This window comes from Streptomyces viridosporus (genome assembly GCF_002078235.1).
Classification (GTDB): Bacteria; Actinomycetota; Actinomycetes; order Streptomycetales; family Streptomycetaceae; genus Streptomyces; species Streptomyces viridosporus.
This window is the reverse complement of record NZ_MSGP01000095.1, coordinates 386-16894: the sequence shown is the minus strand read 5'-3', so window position 1 is coordinate 16894 and position 16509 is coordinate 386. Positions and strand designations below refer to the sequence as shown.

13 protein-coding genes are annotated in these 16509 nt (G+C 70.7%); 4 read left to right on the top strand and 9 right to left on the bottom strand.

Annotated elements, in window-relative coordinates; translation table 11 throughout:
* Window positions 1-520: 520 nt before the first annotated feature.
* From B7L92_RS06815 to thyX, 3 genes are all read right to left on the bottom strand, one after another.
* The gene (locus tag B7L92_RS06815) at window positions 521-2206 is read right to left on the bottom strand and encodes a ribonuclease J (RefSeq protein WP_081236560.1); all 1686 of its coding nucleotides are present in this window, start codon (window positions 2204-2206) and stop codon (window positions 521-523) included.
* Window positions 2207-2359: 153 nt separating this feature from the next.
* Complete coding sequence (gene dapA, locus B7L92_RS06810; RefSeq protein WP_081236559.1) at window positions 2360-3262, bottom strand: 4-hydroxy-tetrahydrodipicolinate synthase; 903 nt, start codon at window positions 3260-3262, stop codon at window positions 2360-2362.
* A gap of 212 nt (window positions 3263-3474) precedes the next feature.
* Entirely contained in the window at window positions 3475-4215 is a 741-nt protein-coding gene (gene thyX / locus B7L92_RS06805) for an FAD-dependent thymidylate synthase (protein WP_081236558.1), read from the bottom strand.
* A 232-nt stretch (window positions 4216-4447) separates the two neighbouring features.
* On the opposite strand from thyX, the gene B7L92_RS06800 reads away from it, so the two are divergent.
* Together B7L92_RS06800 and B7L92_RS06795 are read left to right on the top strand one after the other, a co-directional pair.
* The gene (locus B7L92_RS06800; protein WP_081236557.1) at window positions 4448-4687 is read left to right on the top strand and encodes a hypothetical protein; all 240 of its coding nucleotides are present in this window, start codon (window positions 4448-4450) and stop codon (window positions 4685-4687) included.
* A 112-nt stretch (window positions 4688-4799) separates the two neighbouring features.
* A complete protein-coding gene (locus B7L92_RS06795; RefSeq protein WP_081236556.1) occupies window positions 4800-5357 on the top strand; it encodes an SCO5741 family PH domain-containing membrane protein in 558 nt (185 codons plus the stop codon).
* Window positions 5358-5434: 77 nt separating this feature from the next.
* Here the strand turns inward: B7L92_RS06795 and B7L92_RS06790 are convergent, their stop codons facing one another.
* The 5 genes from B7L92_RS06790 to rpsO all read right to left on the bottom strand — a co-directional run bounded on the left by B7L92_RS06790 (window position 5435) and on the right by rpsO (window position 10938).
* Complete coding sequence (locus B7L92_RS06790) at window positions 5435-5878, bottom strand: tetratricopeptide repeat protein (RefSeq protein ID WP_081236555.1); 444 nt, start codon at window positions 5876-5878, stop codon at window positions 5435-5437.
* A gap of 15 nt (window positions 5879-5893) precedes the next feature.
* On the bottom strand, window positions 5894-6646 hold the full coding sequence (gene dapB / locus B7L92_RS06785) for a 4-hydroxy-tetrahydrodipicolinate reductase (RefSeq protein WP_081236554.1): 753 nt from the start codon (window positions 6644-6646) through the stop codon (window positions 5894-5896).
* Between the two features lie 50 nt (window positions 6647-6696).
* Window positions 6697-8076, bottom strand: coding sequence for a M16 family metallopeptidase (locus tag B7L92_RS06780; RefSeq protein ID WP_081236553.1), 1380 nt, complete (start codon window positions 8074-8076; stop codon window positions 6697-6699).
* Entirely contained in the window at window positions 8073-10292 is a 2220-nt protein-coding gene (locus B7L92_RS06775) for a polyribonucleotide nucleotidyltransferase (RefSeq protein ID WP_081236552.1), read from the bottom strand. Before B7L92_RS06775 ends, B7L92_RS06780 begins: the two co-directional genes overlap by 4 nt.
* 358 nt (window positions 10293-10650) lie before the next feature.
* Window positions 10651-10938, bottom strand: a complete 288-nt coding sequence (rpsO, locus tag B7L92_RS06770; RefSeq protein ID WP_004982702.1) for a 30S ribosomal protein S15 — start codon at window positions 10936-10938, stop codon at window positions 10651-10653.
* Window positions 10939-11214: 276 nt separating this feature from the next.
* Between rpsO and B7L92_RS06765 the strand changes: the two genes are divergently transcribed.
* Window positions 11215-11496 carry a DUF397 domain-containing protein gene (locus B7L92_RS06765; protein ID WP_016824422.1) on the top strand — a complete coding sequence of 94 codons (282 nt, stop codon included), beginning with the start codon at window positions 11215-11217 and terminating at the stop codon, window positions 11494-11496.
* Between the two features lie 60 nt (window positions 11497-11556).
* Here the strand turns inward: B7L92_RS06765 and eccD are convergent, their stop codons facing one another.
* The gene (eccD, locus tag B7L92_RS06760) at window positions 11557-13071 is read right to left on the bottom strand and encodes a type VII secretion integral membrane protein EccD (protein ID WP_081236551.1); all 1515 of its coding nucleotides are present in this window, start codon (window positions 13069-13071) and stop codon (window positions 11557-11559) included.
* Between the two features lie 316 nt (window positions 13072-13387).
* On the opposite strand from eccD, the gene eccCa reads away from it, so the two are divergent.
* Window positions 13388-16509 (top strand): type VII secretion protein EccCa (gene eccCa, locus B7L92_RS06755; RefSeq protein ID WP_255310794.1); only part of this gene is annotated, 3122 nt, incomplete at its 3' end.

Below are 16509 nucleotides of genomic sequence, written 5' to 3'. Positions count from 1 at the left end.
GGATCAAACTCTCCGTGAATGCTTGCCGGTTCTCCGGCGGACACATCACGGGAGCGGAACGCCGGGAGGAATAGTCCCGGCGTTCACAGCGTCCTCGCTGTGTTTTCTTCAAAGGAACCTCGCCACCGGGACAACCCGGTGTCGGGGTATCAACATATCTGGCGTTGACTTTTGGCACGCTGTTGAGTTCTCAAGGAACGGACGCTTCCTTCGTACTCACCCCTGCGGGCTTTCCTCCGGGCGCTTCCCTTCGGTCTTGCGTTCCCGACTCTATCAGACCTTTCCGGTCCGATTTCCTCGGTGCTTTCCGGGGTCCCGCTTCCGCGTTTCCCTTTCCGGCGGACCCGACTTTATCAGAAGTTTCTGAGTCGGATTTCCCGCCCCTCCGGGAGTGGTTCCGACGTACGAGATGGCCGGGTTCCCGATCGGGGGGAGCTGTAAACGTACTGGAGCGGGGTGCCCCGATGCAAATCGGGGTGCCCCGCTCCGGGTTCGCTCGTACGTGGGGTCCGACGGACCGTCAGACCTCGACCACCACGGGCAGGATCATCGGCCGGCGCCGGTACGTGTCGGAGACCCACTTGCCCAGCGTCCGGCGGACGAGCTGCTGCAGCTGGTGGGGTTCGACGACGCCGTCCTGGGCCGAGCGCTCCAGCGCCTCCGTGATCTTCGGGATCACCCCGCCGAAGGCGGAGTCCTCGATGCCGGAGCCCCGGGCCTGGATGTGCGGGCCGCCCGTGATCTTGCCGGTGGACGAGTCGATGACCACGAAGACCGAGATGATGCCCTCGTCCCCGAGGATCTTGCGGTCCTTCAGGGCCGGCTCGCCGACGTCGCCGACGGAGAGGCCGTCGACGTAGACGTATCCCGCCTGGACCTTTCCTGCGATCTTCGCCTTGCCCTCGACGAGGTCGACGACCACGCCGTCCTCGGCGATGACGATGCGGTCGTGCGGGACGCCGGTCAGGGCGCCCAGTTCCGCGTTGGCACGCAGGTGGCGCCATTCGCCGTGCACCGGCATCAGGTTCTTCGGGCGGCAGATGTTGTAGAAGTACAGCAGCTCGCCCGCGGACGCGTGGCCGGAGACGTGCACCTTGGCGTTGCCCTTGTGGACGACGTTGGCGCCCCAGCGGGTCAGGCCGTTGATCACGCGGTAGACCGCGTTCTCGTTGCCGGGGATGAGCGACGACGCCAGGATCACGGTGTCGCCCTCGACGATGCGGATCTGGTGGTCGCGGTTGGCCATGCGGGACAGGGCCGCCATCGGCTCGCCCTGGGAGCCCGTGCAGACGAGGACCACCTCGCTGTCGGGGAGGTCGTCGAGGGTCTTGACGTCCACGACCAGGCCCGGCGGGACCTTGAGGTAGCCGAGGTCGCGGGCGATGCCCATGTTGCGGACCATCGACCGGCCGACGAAGGCGACCTTGCGGCCGTACTCGTACGCGGCGTCCAGGATCTGCTGGATGCGGTGGACGTGGCTGGCGAAGCTGGCCACGATGATCCGCTTGCGGGCGCCGGCGAAGACCTGGCGCAGGACGTTGGAGATGTCCCGCTCGGGCGGGACGAATCCCGGGACCTCGGCGTTCGTCGAGTCGGCGAGGAGGAGGTCGATGCCCTCCTCGCTGAGCCGGGCGAACGCGTGGAGGTCCGTGAGGCGGTTGTCCAGCGGGAGCTGGTCCATCTTGAAGTCGCCGGTGTGGACCGCCATGCCGGCGGGGGTGCGGATGGCCACGGCGAGCGCGTCGGGGATGGAGTGGTTGACCGCGATGAACTCGCAGTCGAAGGGGCCGATGCGCTCGCGCTGTCCTTCCGCCACCTCCAGGGTGTAGGGGCGGATGCGGTGCTCCTGGAGCTTCGCCTCGATGAGGGCGAGGGTCAGCTTGGAGCCGATCAGCGGGATGTCCGGCTTCTCGCGGAGGAGGAAGGGGACGCCGCCGATGTGGTCCTCGTGACCGTGGGTGAGGACGATGCCCTCGATGTCGTCGAGACGGTCCCGGACGGACGAGAAGTCCGGCAGGATCAGGTCGATTCCGGGCTGCTCCTCCTCGGGGAAGAGCACTCCGCAGTCGACGATCAGCAGACGGCCGCCGTACTCGAAGACCGTCATGTTCCGGCCGATCTCGCCGAGGCCGCCGAGCGGCGTGACGCGCAGGCCGCCTTCGGGGAGCGCGGGGGGCGGACCGAGTTCAGGATGCGGATGACTCAAAAGACTCTCCTCACCACACGCGCCACGTACCGGTGGGGCACGTGGCGCGCGTGACGTTCGTGCAGAAGCAGTTGTCGTTGTGGGGTGCGCGGGCACCGGTGGCCCGCTTATTCAGTTGTGAAGCCGGTGCGCGGGCGGTCGCGCGAAGTCTGGTTACTGAAGCTGTACCCCGCCGGCAGCAAGATCGATCTTGAGCTGCTCGACCTCTTCCGGCGCGCACTCGACCATGGGGGCCCGCAGGGGCCCGGCGGGCAGACCCTTGAGGGCGAGCGCCGCCTTGGTGGTCATCACGCCCTGGGTACGGAACATCCCGGTGTAGACCGGAAGCAGCTTCTGGTGGATCTCGGTGGCCTTCTGGACGTCCCCCGAGGTGTACGCCTCGACCAGGGCGCGCAGCTCGGGGGTGACGAGGTGGCCGACGACCGAGACGAAGCCGACGGCGCCCACGGAGAGCAGGGGGAGGTTCAGCATGTCGTCGCCGGAGTACCAGGCCAGGCCCGAACGGGCGATGGCCCAGCTCGCGCGGCCGAGGTCGCCCTTGGCGTCCTTGTTGGCGACGATCCGGGGGTGCTCGGCGAGGCGGACGAGCGTCTCGGTGCTGATCGGGACGCCGCTGCGGCCGGGGATGTCGTAGAGCATGACCGGCAGCCCGGTGGCGTCGGCGACGGCCGTGAAGTGCCGGTGGAGGCCCTCCTGCGGGGGCTTGTTGTAGTACGGGGTGACGACCAGCAGAGCGTGTGCGCCGGTGCGCTCGGCGGTGCGGGCCAGCTCGATGCTGTGCTGGGTGTCGTTGGTGCCGACTCCGGCCACGACGTGGGCGCGGTCGCCGACCGCCTCCAGGACCGCTCGTACGAGATCCGCTTTCTCCGCGTCGCTGGTGGTGGGGGACTCGCCGGTGGTGCCGTTGATGATCAGGCCGTCGTTGCCTGCGTCCACCAAGTGGGTGGCGAGCCGCTGTGCGCCGTCGAGATCGAGTGCGCCGTCCGCCGTGAAGGGCGTGACCATGGCGGTGAGGACCCGCCCGAAGGGGGTCTGCGGAGTGGAGGTCGGAGCCATGGGTTACACGCTACTCGTTGCTCAGGTCGGGGTCTGCCCTCGGGGGAGACGGCAAACTGGGGCAAAAGGGGGACCCGGCACTGCCCGCTCGGGGGTTCAGGCAGTGCCGGGCCCGTTTGATCAGGCTAGATGAACTTCTCGAAATGCTGCAATACGGACACCGCGGAGGACTGACCCGCAGGTGTGCGTCCGGCGTGCGAACGGGGGGTTCCTCACGGTGCGACGCGGCCGTTGGCGTTGAAGGCGGCGTAGGTGAGCGGCATGAGCCGGGCCCACTCGGCCTCCATCTTCTCGCCGACCATCTCGATCTCCCGCTGCGGGAAGGACGGGACCTTCGCCAGTTCGTGCTGGGTGCGCAGCCCGAGGAAGTGCATCAGGGAGCGGGCGTTGCAGGTGGCGTACATCGAGGAGTACAGGCCGACGGGGAGCACCGCGCGGGCGACCTCGCGGGCGACGCCGGCGGCGAGCATCTCCCGGTACGCCTCGTACGCCTGCCGGTAGGAGTCCTCCATGACGCGGCCCACCAGCTCCTGCTGGGCCTCGGTGCCCTCGACGAAGCGGTACTTGCCGGGGCGGCCCTCCTGCACCAGCTTGCGGGACCCGTCGGGGACGTAGAAGACCGGCTGGAGCTCGCGGTAGCGGCCCGACTCCTCGTTGTAGGACCAGCCCACGCGGTGCCGCATGAACTCCCGGAAGACGAAGATCGGAGCGCTGACGAAGAAGGTCATCGAGTTGTGCTCGAAGGGGCTGCCGTGCCGGTCCCGCATCAGGTAGTTGATCAAGCCCTTGGAACGCTCGGGGTCCTTGTTCAGCTCGTCCAGGGACTGCTCGCCGAGGGTCGAGACGCGGGCGGCGAACAGCACGTCGGCGTCGGACGCGGTGTGCTTGACCAGCTCGACGGTCACATCGCTGCGGAAGTCGGGCTTGAGGTCGTCGGCGGGGGTGTCGGTCACGGCGCGGAGGTCCTTCCATCACATCTCGCGGGCGGCGCCCACTCTACGTCCCGGCTCCGACAGCGGATCGTTCGACGGAACGTTCGACGCCGGGCCACGACATACGCCACCGAACGGCTGCGAACAGCATCGAACTTCTGCGTACTCGGCGAAAGTGGGCACTTTTCGGGGCGTCCGTTCGTCTGTGTTGGTGACAGTGATTCGTTCGACCCCGAAGGGAGAGGTACCCCTGATGTTCGGTCGGCGCGAGCCCGTACCGTTCGCCTTCCTCGCCGAGGCCGAGAGGTTCCGCAGCAATGTCACTCCCCCGCCCCGTGAACGGGCGACCGCCGGTCAGATAGCCGGGCGCTGTCTGCTGGGGCTCACCGTCGTCGCCGGGCTGGTGGGCTCTCTGATCATCGGGACGCCCGCGCTGTCCACCGATCCCTCGGGCGCGGGGACCCAGCAGTCACAGGCCAGCGACGGGCGCTGAGCCGCCGGGTCGGCCGCACCGGTCCCATCCGGACCCCGAAGGTGGTGACCTCGAACACAGGTCGGTAGCCTCACCGGGCACTGCCCACGCATGGATCGAGTGAGGACCAGCCGTGCCCCTGCCCTTCCTGACGGCCGACCGCGCGTTCGACACGACGGACGACGTCGCTCTGCCGTACGACGACCGTGACCGCTGGCGGCGCCCGTACCGTCCCGGGCCGTGGCGGGTGGGTGCGGCGGCGCTTCTGCTGCTGCTCGCCTCGTTCGTGCTGTTCGCGGGGGTCGTCATCGCGGCGACGGCGACGCTGTCGTCCGCCGGTGCCGTGTTCGGCATAGCACTGGCCGTCGTCGGCTGCGCGCTGAGGATGCTGCGCATGGGCGTCTGGGTGAGCGCGCGGGGCCTGCGCCACGTGGCCTTCCTCAACACGCGTACGACGCCCTGGGAGCAGGTGGTCTCCGTGCGCACGGTGCAGCAGCCGGTGCGCTGGCTGGGGCTGCCGCGCACGGTGCAGGGGCAAGCGCTGCTCCTCGTCCGGCGGGGGCGGGCGGCGGAGACCCTGCCGCCCCTGCTGACCTCGCACAACGCGGACTTCCTGGGGCGGGACCCATTGGCCTTCGACCGGGCGGCCGACTCCGTGGAGGCCTGGGCCGACGAGTACCGACGGAGCTGAGCACGCGGAGCCCGCACCATGCGTCGGGGCCCGGTCCGCCTGTACGGACCGGGCCCCGACGCATGGTGCGCCCACGCTCAGTGGGAGGTCTTGTGCAGGGTGATCGCCCGTTGCATGGCCTTGCGGGCGCGCGGGGTGTCGCGGGCGTCGTGGTAGGCGACGGCGAGCCGGAACCAGCTGCGCCAGTCGTCGGGGGCGGCCTCCGTCTCGGCCTTGCGCCGGGCGAAGACCTCGTCGGCCGAGTCGCGGTCGATGCGGCCGCTGGGGAGGCGCTTCAGCTCGTCGACGGGCAGTCCGCCCTCGGCGTCGAGTTCGGCGGCGAGCCGGTTGGCGTTGCGGACGAACTCGGTGTTCTTCCACAGGAACCACACACCGATGACCGGCAGGATCAGCACCGCGACGCCGAAGACGACGGTGAGGGGCGTACCGGTCTCGATGAGCAGCACACCGCGGCTGCCGACCAGGACGAAGTAGACGACCAGGACGGCGGCCGTGACGGCGTAGGAGATCTTGGCGCGCATGGGGTCGGCTCGGGCTCAGTTCAGGTCGAGGAAGTGTTCCAGGCCGAAGGTCAGGCCGGGAGTGGTCACCACGCGGCGGACGCCGAGCAGGATGCCCGGCATGAAGCTGCTGTGGTGCAGGGAGTCGTGGCGGACGGTGAGGGTCTCGCCCTCGCCGCCGAGCAGGACCTCCTGGTGGGCGAGCAGGCCGCGCAGCCGGACCGCGTGCACCGGGACCCCGTCCACGTCCGCGCCGCGGGCGCCGTCCAGGGCGGTGGTCGTGGCGTCCGGGGCGGGGGCGCTGCCGGCCCGGCGGCGGGCCTCGGCGATGAGCTGGGCGGTGCGGGTGGCGGTGCCGCTGGGGGCGTCCACCTTGTTCGGGTGGTGCAGCTCGACGACCTCGACGGACTCGAAGTACGGGGCGGCGATCTGTGCGAACTTCATGGTCAGCACGGCGCCGATGGAGAAGTTCGGCGCGATGAGCACGCCCGTCTCCGGGGACTGCGCGAGCCAGCCCTTCAGCTGCGCGAGGCGCTCGTCGGTCCAGCCCGTCGTACCGACGACCGCGTGGATGCCGTGGCGTACGCAGAAGTCGAGGTTGCCCATGACCGAGGCCGGGGTGGTCAGCTCCACGGCGACCTGGGCACCGGTCTCGGCGAGGGTCTCCAGCTTGTCGCCCCGGCCGAGGGCGGCCACCAGTTCCATGTCCTCGGCGGCCTCGACCGCCCTGACCGCCTCGGACCCGATCCGGCCCTTGGCACCGAGGACCGCCACGCGCAGCTTGCTCATCTTCCTTGCTTCCTTGTCGGAGGGGTGGGACCTGCCGGCAGGTCCCACGGCTAGGCGACGGCGTCGTGCAGCCGGGACGCCTGCTTGTCCTTGAGCGGGCCGATGACCGACAGGGAGGGCCGCTGTCCCAGGACGTCGCGGGCGACCGAGCGGACGTCGTCCGGAGTGACCGAGGCTATCCGGGCCAGCATGTCGTCCACCGACATCTGCTCGCCCCAGCACAGCTCGCTCTTGCCGATGCGGTTCATCAGCGCGCCGGTGTCCTCCAGGCCGAGGACGGTGGAGCCCCGGAGCTGACCGATTGCGCGCTCCATCTCGTCGTCCGGCAGTCCGTGCTCGGCCACGTGGTCGAGTTCGTCGCGGCAGATCTTCAGCACGTCGTGGACCTGCGAGGGCCTGCAGCCCGCGTACACGCCGAACAGGCCGCAGTCGGCGAAGCCGGAGGTGTACGAGTACACGCTGTAGGCCAGTCCGCGCTTCTCCCGGACCTCCTGGAACAGGCGGGAGGACATGCCGCCGCCGAGGGCGGTGTTCAGCACGCCGAGGGCCCAGCGCCGCTCGTCGGTGCGGGACAGGCCCGGCATGCCGAGGATGACGTGCGCCTGTTCCGTGCTGCGGTCGACGAGGTCGACGCGGCCCGCGGTGCGCAGTGCGCGCCGTCCGCCGCGCGGGGCGATGGGCCGGGCGCCGGGGTCCTTGAGGGCGCCGGCCGCCTCGAAGGCGGCGCGGACCTGGCGTACGACCTTGCCGTGGTCGATGTTGCCGGCGCAGGCGACCACGAGGTGGGTGGGGTCGTAGTGCTTCCGGTAGAAGCGGCGGATGCGGTCCGCGGTGAGGGAGTTGACCGTCTCGACCGTGCCGAGCACCGGGCGGCCGAGGGGGTTGTCGCCGAACATGGTGTGCGCGAACAGGTCGTGCACGCAGTCGCCCGGGTCGTCCTCGGTCATCGCGATCTCTTCGAGGATGGCGCCGCGTTCGACGTCGACGTCCTCCTCACGTATCACCGAGCCGGTGAGCATGTCGCAGACCACGTCGATGGCGAGCGGCAGGTCGGTGTCGAGCACACGCGCGTAGTAGCACGTGTACTCCTTGGCCGTGAACGCGTTCATCTCGCCGCCGACCGCGTCGATGGCGGAGGAGATGTCCAGGGCGGACCTGCGGGCCGTGCCCTTGAAGAGCAGGTGCTCCAGGTAGTGGGTGGCGCCGCCCAGGGCCGGGGTCTCGTCGCGGGAGCCGACGTGCGCCCAGATGCCGAAGGTCGCCGAGCGGACCGAGGGCAGGGTCTCGGTGACGATCCGCAGGCCCCCGGGAAGGGTGGTCTTGCGGACGGTGCCGATGCCGTTCTCCCCCTTGATCAGGGTTTGGGTACGGGCGACGGCCCGCGCCTCCGAGGAGGTGCGGGCCGTCGTGTTGAAACCGTGGGACGTCACTTGTCGGCGTCGTCCTTCTTCTCTTCGGAACCTTCCTCGTCCTCGATCACGGGGACCAGGGAGAGCTTGCCGCGGGAGTCGATCTCGGCGATCTCGACCTGGACCTTCTGGCCCACGCCGAGGACGTCCTCGACGTTCTCCACGCGCTTGCCGCCGGCCAGCTTGCGGATCTGCGAGATGTGCAGCAGGCCGTCCTTGCCGGGGAGGAGGGAGACGAAGGCGCCGAACGTCGTCGTCTTCACGACCGTGCCCAGGTAGCGCTCGCCGACCTCGGGCATCGTCGGGTTGGCGATGCCGTTGATCGTGGTGCGGGCGGCCTCGGCGGAGGGGCCGTCGGCGGCACCGATGTAGATGGTGCCGTCGTCCTCGATGGTGATCTCGGCGCCGGTGTCCTCCTGGATCTGGTTGATCATCTTGCCCTTGGGGCCGATGACCTCGCCGATCTTGTCGACCGGGATCTTGACGGTGATGATCCGCGGGGCGTGCGGGGACATCTCGTCGGGCCGGTCGATGGCCTCCATCATCACGTCGAGGATGTGGAGGCGGGCGTCGCGGGCCTGCTTGAGGGCCGCGGCGAGGACGGAGGCGGGGATGCCGTCCAGCTTGGTGTCGAGCTGGAGGGCGGTCACGAAGTCCTTGGTGCCGGCGACCTTGAAGTCCATGTCGCCGAAGGCGTCCTCCGCACCGAGGATGTCGGTGAGGGTGACGTAGTGGGTCTCGCCCTCGATCTCCTGGGAGATCAGGCCCATGGCGATACCGGCGACCGGGGCCTTGAGCGGCACACCGGCGTTCAGCAGCGACATGGTGGAGGCGCAGACCGAGCCCATGGACGTCGAGCCGTTGGAGCCGAGGGCCTCGGACACCTGGCGGATCGCGTAGGGGAACTCCTCGCGCGTGGGCAGGACCGGGACCAGGGCGCGCTCGGCGAGGGCGCCGTGGCCGATCTCGCGGCGCTTCGGGGAGCCGACGCGGCCGGTCTCGCCGGTGGAGTACGGCGGGAAGTTGTAGTTGTGCATGTAGCGCTTGCGGGTCACCGGGGAGAGGGTGTCCAGCTGCTGCTCCATGCGGAGCATGTTGAGGGTGGTGACGCCCAGGATCTGGGTCTCGCCGCGCTCGAACAGCGCCGAGCCGTGCACCCGCGGGATGGCCTCGACCTCGGCGGCCAGGGTGCGGATGTCGGTGACACCGCGGCCGTCGATGCGCTTCTTCTCCTTGATGACGCGCTCGCGGACCAGGTTCTTGGTCAGCGAACGGTACGCGGCGGAGATCTCCTTCTCGCGGCCCTCGAACTCCGGCAGGAGCTTCTCGGCGGCGAGGGCCTTGACGCGGTCCAGCTCGGCCTCGCGCTCCTGCTTGCCGGCGATGGTGAGCGCCTGGGCGAGCTCGGGCTTGACGGCGGCGGTCAGCGCCTCGAGGACGTCGTCCTGGTAGTCCAGGAAGATCGGGAACTCGGCGGTCGGCTTGGCGGCCTTCGCGGCGAGGTCGGCCTGGGCGCGGCACAGCACCTTGATGAAGGGCTTCGCGGCCTCCAGACCGGCGGCCACGACCTCCTCGGTGGGTGCCTCGGCGCCGCCCTCGACCAACTTGACGGTCTTCTCGGTGGCCTCGGCCTCGACCATCATGATCGCGACGTCGCCGTCCTCCAGGGTGCGGCCCGCGACGACCATGTCGAAGACGGCGTCCTCGAGCTCGGTGTGCGTCGGGAAGGCGACCCACTGACCGCGGATCAGCGCGACGCGGACGCCGCCGATCGGGCCGGAGAAGGGCAGGCCGGCCAGCTGCGTGGACGCGGAGGCGGCGTTGATCGCCACGACGTCGTACAGGTGGTCGGGGTTGAGCGCCATGATCGTGGCGACGACCTGGATCTCGTTGCGCAGGCCCTTCTTGAAGGACGGGCGCAGCGGGCGGTCGATGAGGCGGCAGGTGAGGATCGCGTCCTCGGAGGGCCGGCCCTCACGGCGGAAGAAGGAGCCGGGGATCCGGCCGGCCGCGTACATCCGCTCCTCGACGTCCACCGTGAGCGGGAAGAAGTCGAGCTGGTCCTTGGGGTTCTTGGAGGCGGTGGTGGCCGACAGCACCATGGTGTCGTCGTCCAGGTAGGCCACGGCGGAGCCGGCGGCCTGCCGGGCGAGGCGGCCCGTCTCGAAGCGGATGGTGCGGGTGCCGAAGGAGCCGTTGTCGATGACGGCCTCGGCGTAGTGGGTCTCGTTCTCCACTAGCGTTTTCTCCGTTACTTGTCGTCTTTGGTCCCGCCGCGCCCGTGTGGCGGGGGGACGGTGGCGGAGAAGCGCTCCACTGGTGCGGGCCGGTCTTCGATCGAAGCACCCGGGTTCACTCTCCCGGGGGCCACTACCGAGGACCGGCGGCGAGGCGCGCTTCTCCTCGTGCGTCGTTGACGTCCGGAGGACGTCCGTCGTGACGCCCGTGGAACCGCATACCCGATGCGGCACGGGTCATCACACTGAGTCGTACGTCATGCGTTGTGCTACCACACTACAAAGATGCGGCGGCACTCCGCACGTACAGCAAAGGGAGCGGCCCCCTCGTCACGGGAACCGCTCCCCTCACGGCGTCTTACTTGGCGCCCGCCGCACCACGGCGGATGCCGAGGCGGTCGACCAGCGCACGGAAGCGCTGGATGTCCTTCTTGGCGAGGTACTGCAGCAGCCGGCGGCGCTGACCGACCAGGATCAGCAGACCACGGCGGGAGTGGTGGTCGTGCTTGTGGGTCTTGAGGTGCTCCGTCAGGTCGGAGATCCGACGGGAGAGCAGAGCGACCTGGACCTCGGGGGAGCCGGTGTCACCCTCCTTGGTACCGAACTCGGAGATGATCTGCTTCTTCGTGGCGGCGTCGAGCGACACGCGTACTCCTCATGGTCTGGATAAAGGGCCACCGAGTGCCCCCGGTCTTCGTCTCGGGGGATCTTCCATGACTCGGAAGGCGGGGATCCGCTGAGCGCGGCCTCCAGAGCGGGCGCTCCGGGGGTGCGTACACAAACGGCCGTCAGCCAGAGTACCAGGCAGCGGCGGGCGCTTTTCCCGGGTCCGCCGAACCGCCCGGGTCGGACGGAGGCGGCCACTAGGGTGAGCGCTCGGAGTCGTTCGTACGGCGGAAACGACGGAAGGGAACGCTGCGGCATGGCGGAGACGGCCGAGGAGATCAAGGCGCGCAAGGAGCGGGAGAGGGACGAGCTGTACGCACTCGACATCTCCGGCGTCGAGTGGCACGGCGCGCCGGGTACGGAGGAGCACGAGGAGCGCGTCGAGATCGCCTACCTGCCGGGCGGCGCCGTGGCCATGCGGTCGTCCCTCGACCCGGACACCGTGCTGCGGTACACGGAGGCGGAGTGGCGGGCGTTCGTGCTGGGCGCGCGGGACGGGGAGTTCGACCTGGAGCCGTCGGGTCCCGACGCGAAGTGACCGCGGCGCGACGCCCGGCAGGCGCACCCGTGCGGGGGGCCTGCCGGGCGTCGCGCCGCGTCAGCCGGTCATCGACCGCACCGTCGCGTACACGTCGAAGACGGCGAGTGCCAGGGGCACCAGCGTCAGCAGCACGAAGCCCTCGGCGATCTCCAGGAAGCGGCCCCAGAAGGGGGTGAGTCCGCTGCGCGAGGCCATCAGGCCGATGGCGGTGATCAGCGCGGCCGCCGCCGCGATGGCCGCGACCAGCCAGACCGTGCGGATGTCGAGGTCGGTGCGGTCCCCCGCCAGGGCCTCGCGGACCAGGGCGTTCGGCGGGTTGAGCGCCAGGCCGAGGCCGAGCGCGACCAGGGAACCGAGGCCCGCGGCCAGGACGGTGGCGACCTGCGCGGTGTAGCGGAACAGCTGCGCGCGCATCAGCAGGGCGATTCCGGTGGCGAGGGCCAGCAGTTGCGCCCAGAGGTCGTCGGAGAAGCCGAGCACCAGGGCCGAGCCGACCGCGACCAGCGAGCAGCCGCCGACCAGGCCGACGAGGAGTTCGTGGCCGCGCCGGGCCTGGGCCTCGATGCGTTCGGCGTCCACCGGTTCGTGGGGCTCGGGGTCGGCGCCGTACACGCTGCGCGGGGCGGTGTTCGGTGCCTCGAAGCCGATGGGCAGCCGGGCGAAGCGCAGGGACATGCCCGGCAGGAAGGCGAGGGCGCCGATGGCGACGGGGGCGCACAGGGCGGCGCTCTCGGCCGGGGTCCAGTTCCTCAGGAGCGCCACGAAGGCGGTGACCAGGGCGAGACCCGAGGCGACCGCGAAGGCGACGAACGGGCCGTCGCCGCGCGGGGAGCACAGGGTGAGGATCACCGAGGCCACCAGCACCGCCGCGCAGGCGAGCAGGAACTGGAGCTTCCCGACGCCCTGCCCCTCGGAGAGCGACAGCAGGCCGGAGCCCGCCACGCCCATGTTGGGGAGTGCGCCGAGGCCCAGCGCGACGGCCGCGGCCCGGTCGTCGTAGACGCGGGCGCGGACGCAGCCGAAAACGACGAGGAGGACCCCGGCGATGCCCGCGAGGATGCCGGGGAGGCCGTGCATGTCGTGCCGCGGGTCGGCGGACCAGGCGACGAAGGCGAGCAGGGCGGGCAGCACCCCGCCGCCGACGAGGCCCGCGGCACGCGTGAGGTCGCCGCGCCACAGGGAGCGGTCCCGGGTCACCGCGGAGGCGACCGCTTCGGAGACGTCGTCGACGACGGCCGGCGGCAGCGATTCGGAGAAGGGGCGGAGGGTGAGGAGTTCACCGTCGAGAATGCGCTGCGCCGCGAAGGAGCGGGAACTGTCGAGGACGGTCCCGTCGCGGCGGACGAGGTGGTAGCCGACCGGGGCGCCCTCGGCGGCGGTCTGCCGGGAGAGCCGGAGGATCTCGGGGTAAACATCGGCGACCGGTACGTCGTCGGGCAGCGCCACATCGATCCGGCTGTCGGGCGCGACGATGGTGACCCGGCAGAAGCCGAGCCCCGTCACCGCCCCGGGAAGGGCTCCCTGGCCCGGTCCGCCCGTGCCGGTGGCCGCCGTGGTGGCCGTCGTGCTCACCTGCTGCTCCCCCTCAGTGCTGCTGCTGTGTCTGCGGTGTGAAGGTCCTGCGCCTCTTTCCCGGCGTCCGCCGCAGGACGGGGCGGTACGGGACGGACGGGGGGCCGTCCGGCAGAGCCCGGCGCCTCCGTGCCGCGCCGCATCTCACGGAATGCCCCATACATCCGTCCGGTTCACCTGTGCTCACGCGAACATCCGGCACCCTACCGCCCGCCGGTGCGTGGCGGGATCAGTAGGATCACGCGGCGGCCCTCGTCCGCCTGACACGGGGTGGCGGACGACAAACCCGGCGGGCCGGCAAGGGAATTGGTGAGCAGTGAGCCAGATCGTCGTGAAGCGTCCGCCGCGAGCGCTGCCGCCGGAGGTGCCCACGGGCGAGGTCGTCGTGCAGCCGCCGCCCGAACTGCCGCGGGGGCACCAGGAGAGCGTGCTGATGCAGCTGCTGCCCACGCTCGGCATGGGCGGCTCGGTCGTCTTCTTCTTCACCAGCGGACAGCCGTTCATGCGGATCATGGGCATGGTGATGATCGCGTCGACGATCGCCATGTCGATCGCCATGGTGGTCCGCTTCCGCCGCGGCTCCCAGGGCCAGCTCGCCGATCTGCGCCGCGACTACCTGAGTTACCTGTCGCGGACCCGCCGGACCACCCAGGAGACGGCGCGGGCGCAGCGTGACGCCCAGTACTACCTCCACCCCTCCCCCGAGCAGTTGTGGGCGCTGGTCGCCGAGGGCAGCCGGGTGTGGGAACGGCGGCCGGGCGACGAGGACTTCGCGCAGGTGCGCATCGGTCTGGGCCCGCAGTCCCTGGCCACCCCGCTGGTCGCCCCCGAGACGGGCCCGGTCGACCAGTTGGAGCCGCTCACCGCGGGCGCGATGCAGCGGTTCGTCGCGGTGCACGGCACCCTGGACGACCTGCCGATGGCGGTCTCCCTGCGCGCCTTCTACCACGTCGTGCTCGGCGGCGAACCGGAGTCCGTACGGTCCTGTGCCCGCGCCCTGACCGGTTCGCTCGCCTCGCTGCACTCCCCCGAGGACCTGGTCGTCGCGGTCGCGGCGGGCCGGGAGGCGCTGCCGCACTGGGAGTGGGCCAAGTGGCTGCCGCACGTGCAGCTTCCCGGTACCACGGACGGCGCCGGCTCCCGCCGCCTGATCAGCGGCGACCCCCGTGAGCTCGAGGACCTGCTGGCCCCGCGCCTGACCGGACGCCCCCGCTTCCATCCGAACACCGCGCCCCTGCCGGACACCCCGCACGTCGTCGTCGTGCTCGACGGTGTGTCCCTGCCCCCGGACTCCCTGCTGGCGAGCCCCGAGGGCCTGCAGGGCGTGACGGTCGTCGAGGTGGCAGAGGGGGAGCCGTCCGGTGCGCGCGGCGACCTCTCCGTCGTCGTACGGCCGCGTTCGCTGCACCTGGAGTCGGCGCACGGCGTCGTCTACGAAGGAACACCCGACGTCCTGTCGTACGAGTCCGCGGAGGCACTGGCCCGGCAGCTGGCGCCGCTGCGGATGGCGTCCGGCGGGGACGACGACGAACCGCTGCTGGCGAACCTGGAGTTCACGGACCTGCTGAACCTGGGCGACGCCGCCTCCGTCGACACCCGGCGCACCTGGCGGCCGCGGTCGCAGGCGGAACGGCTGCGGGTGCCGATCGGCGTCGGCGAGGACGGCCGCCCGGTGATGCTCGACATCAAGGAGGCGGCCCAGGAGGGCATGGGCCCGCACGGCCTGTGCGTCGGTGCCACGGGTTCCGGCAAGTCGGAACTGCTGCGCACGCTGGTGCTGGGCCTCGCGGTCACCCACTCCTCCGAGACCCTGAACTTCGTCCTGGCGGACTTCAAGGGCGGCGCCACCTTCGCCGGCATGGCGCAGATGCCGCACGTGGCGGCCGTGATCACCAACCTGGCGGACGACCTGACCCTGGTCGACCGCATGGGCGACTCCATCCGCGGCGAACTGAACCGCCGCCAGGAGATGCTGCGCGACGCGGGCAACTACGCCAACATCCACGACTACGAGAAGGCGCGCGCGGCGGGCGCGCCGCTCCAGCCCATCCCCTCCCTGCTGCTGGTCATCGACGAGTTCAGCGAACTGCTCACCGCGAAGCCGGACTTCATCGACATGTTCGTGCAGATCGGCCGCATCGGCCGGTCGCTGGGCGTGCACCTGCTGCTGGCCTCGCAGCGGCTGGAGGAGGGCCGGCTGCGCGGCCTGGAGACGTATCTGTCGTACCGCATCGGTCTGCGCACCTTCTCCGCCGCCGAGTCGCGGGCGGCCCTGGGGGTCCCGGACGCGTACGAACTGCCGAACGTGCCGGGATCGGGGTTCCTGAAGTTCGGTACGGACGAGATGGTGCGGTTCAAGGCGGCGTACGTCTCGGGCGTCTACCGTGCCGGAGGTCAGCGGGACGCGTCCGCGGGCGGCCCGCTGCCGGTGGACCGGCGGCCGGTGCTGTTCACGGCGGCGGAGGTGCCGGTGCGGTACGCCCCGGTGCCGCGGCAGCGGACGGACGCGGCGGACGGCGCCGGCGAGGTGGACGACGCGTTGGCGGACACCGTGCTGGACGTCGTCGTGCGCCGGCTGGAGGCCCAGGGTCCGGCGGCCCACCAGGTGTGGCTGCCGCCGCTGGACAGCCCGCCGTCGCTGGACGGGCTGCTGCCCGGCCTCACCGCCGTGGAGGGCCGGGGTCTCACCCAGCCCGGTTACGAGGGCGCCGGACGGCTGGTGGTCCCGGTCGGCCTCGTCGACAAGCCGTACGAGCAGCGCCGCGACCCGCTGTGGGTGGACTTCTCGGGCGCGGCGGGCCACATGCAGCTCCTCGGCGGCCCGCAGTCCGGCAAGTCGACGCTGCTGCGTTCGCTGATCTGCTCCTTCGCCCTCACCCACACACCGCACGAAGTGCAGTTCTACGGACTGGACTTCGGCGGTGGCGGCATGTCCTCGCTGGCCGGACTGCCGCACGTCGGCGGCATCGCCTCCCGTCTGGACCCGGAGAAGGTGCGGCGCACGGTGGCGGAGGTCTACGGCGTCCTGACCCGCCGTGAGGAGTACTTCCGCACGTCGGGCATCTCGTCCATCGCCGAGTTCCGGACCCGGCGCGCCCGCGGCGACATCTCTGCCACCGATCAGCCGTGGGGCGACGTCTTCCTGGTCATCGACGGCTGGGGCAACTTCCGCGCCGACTACGAGGCACTCGATCAGGTGATCCTCGACATCGCCGCCCGCGGCCTCGGTTACGGCATCCACCTGATCCTGTCGGCCTCCCGCTCGATGGAGGTCCGCTCCGCCCTCAAGGACAACCTGCTGAACCGGCTGGAGCTGCGGCTCGGCGACCCGATGGACTCCGAGCTGGACCGCAAGGTGGCCGCGAACGTCCCCACCGGTGTGCCCGGCCGCGGTCTGTCGCCGCAGAAGCTGCACTTCATGGCGGCCGTGCCGCGCAT

Coding starts and splice junctions, on each gene's coding strand:
- B7L92_RS06790 (WP_081236555.1), bottom strand. CDS start 5,878: ATGCGCGCCAAGATCTCCTACGCCGTCACGGCCGCCGTCCTGGTCGTC.
- dapB (WP_081236554.1), bottom strand. CDS start 6,646: ATGAGCAAGCTGCGCGTGGCGGTCCTCGGTGCCAAGGGCCGGATCGGG.
- B7L92_RS06800 (WP_081236557.1), top strand. CDS start 4,448: ATGTTCGGTCGGCGCGAGCCCGTACCGTTCGCCTTCCTCGCCGAGGCC.
- B7L92_RS06765 (WP_016824422.1), top strand. CDS start 11,215: ATGGCGGAGACGGCCGAGGAGATCAAGGCGCGCAAGGAGCGGGAGAGG.
- dapA (WP_081236559.1), bottom strand. CDS start 3,262: ATGGCTCCGACCTCCACTCCGCAGACCCCCTTCGGGCGGGTCCTCACC.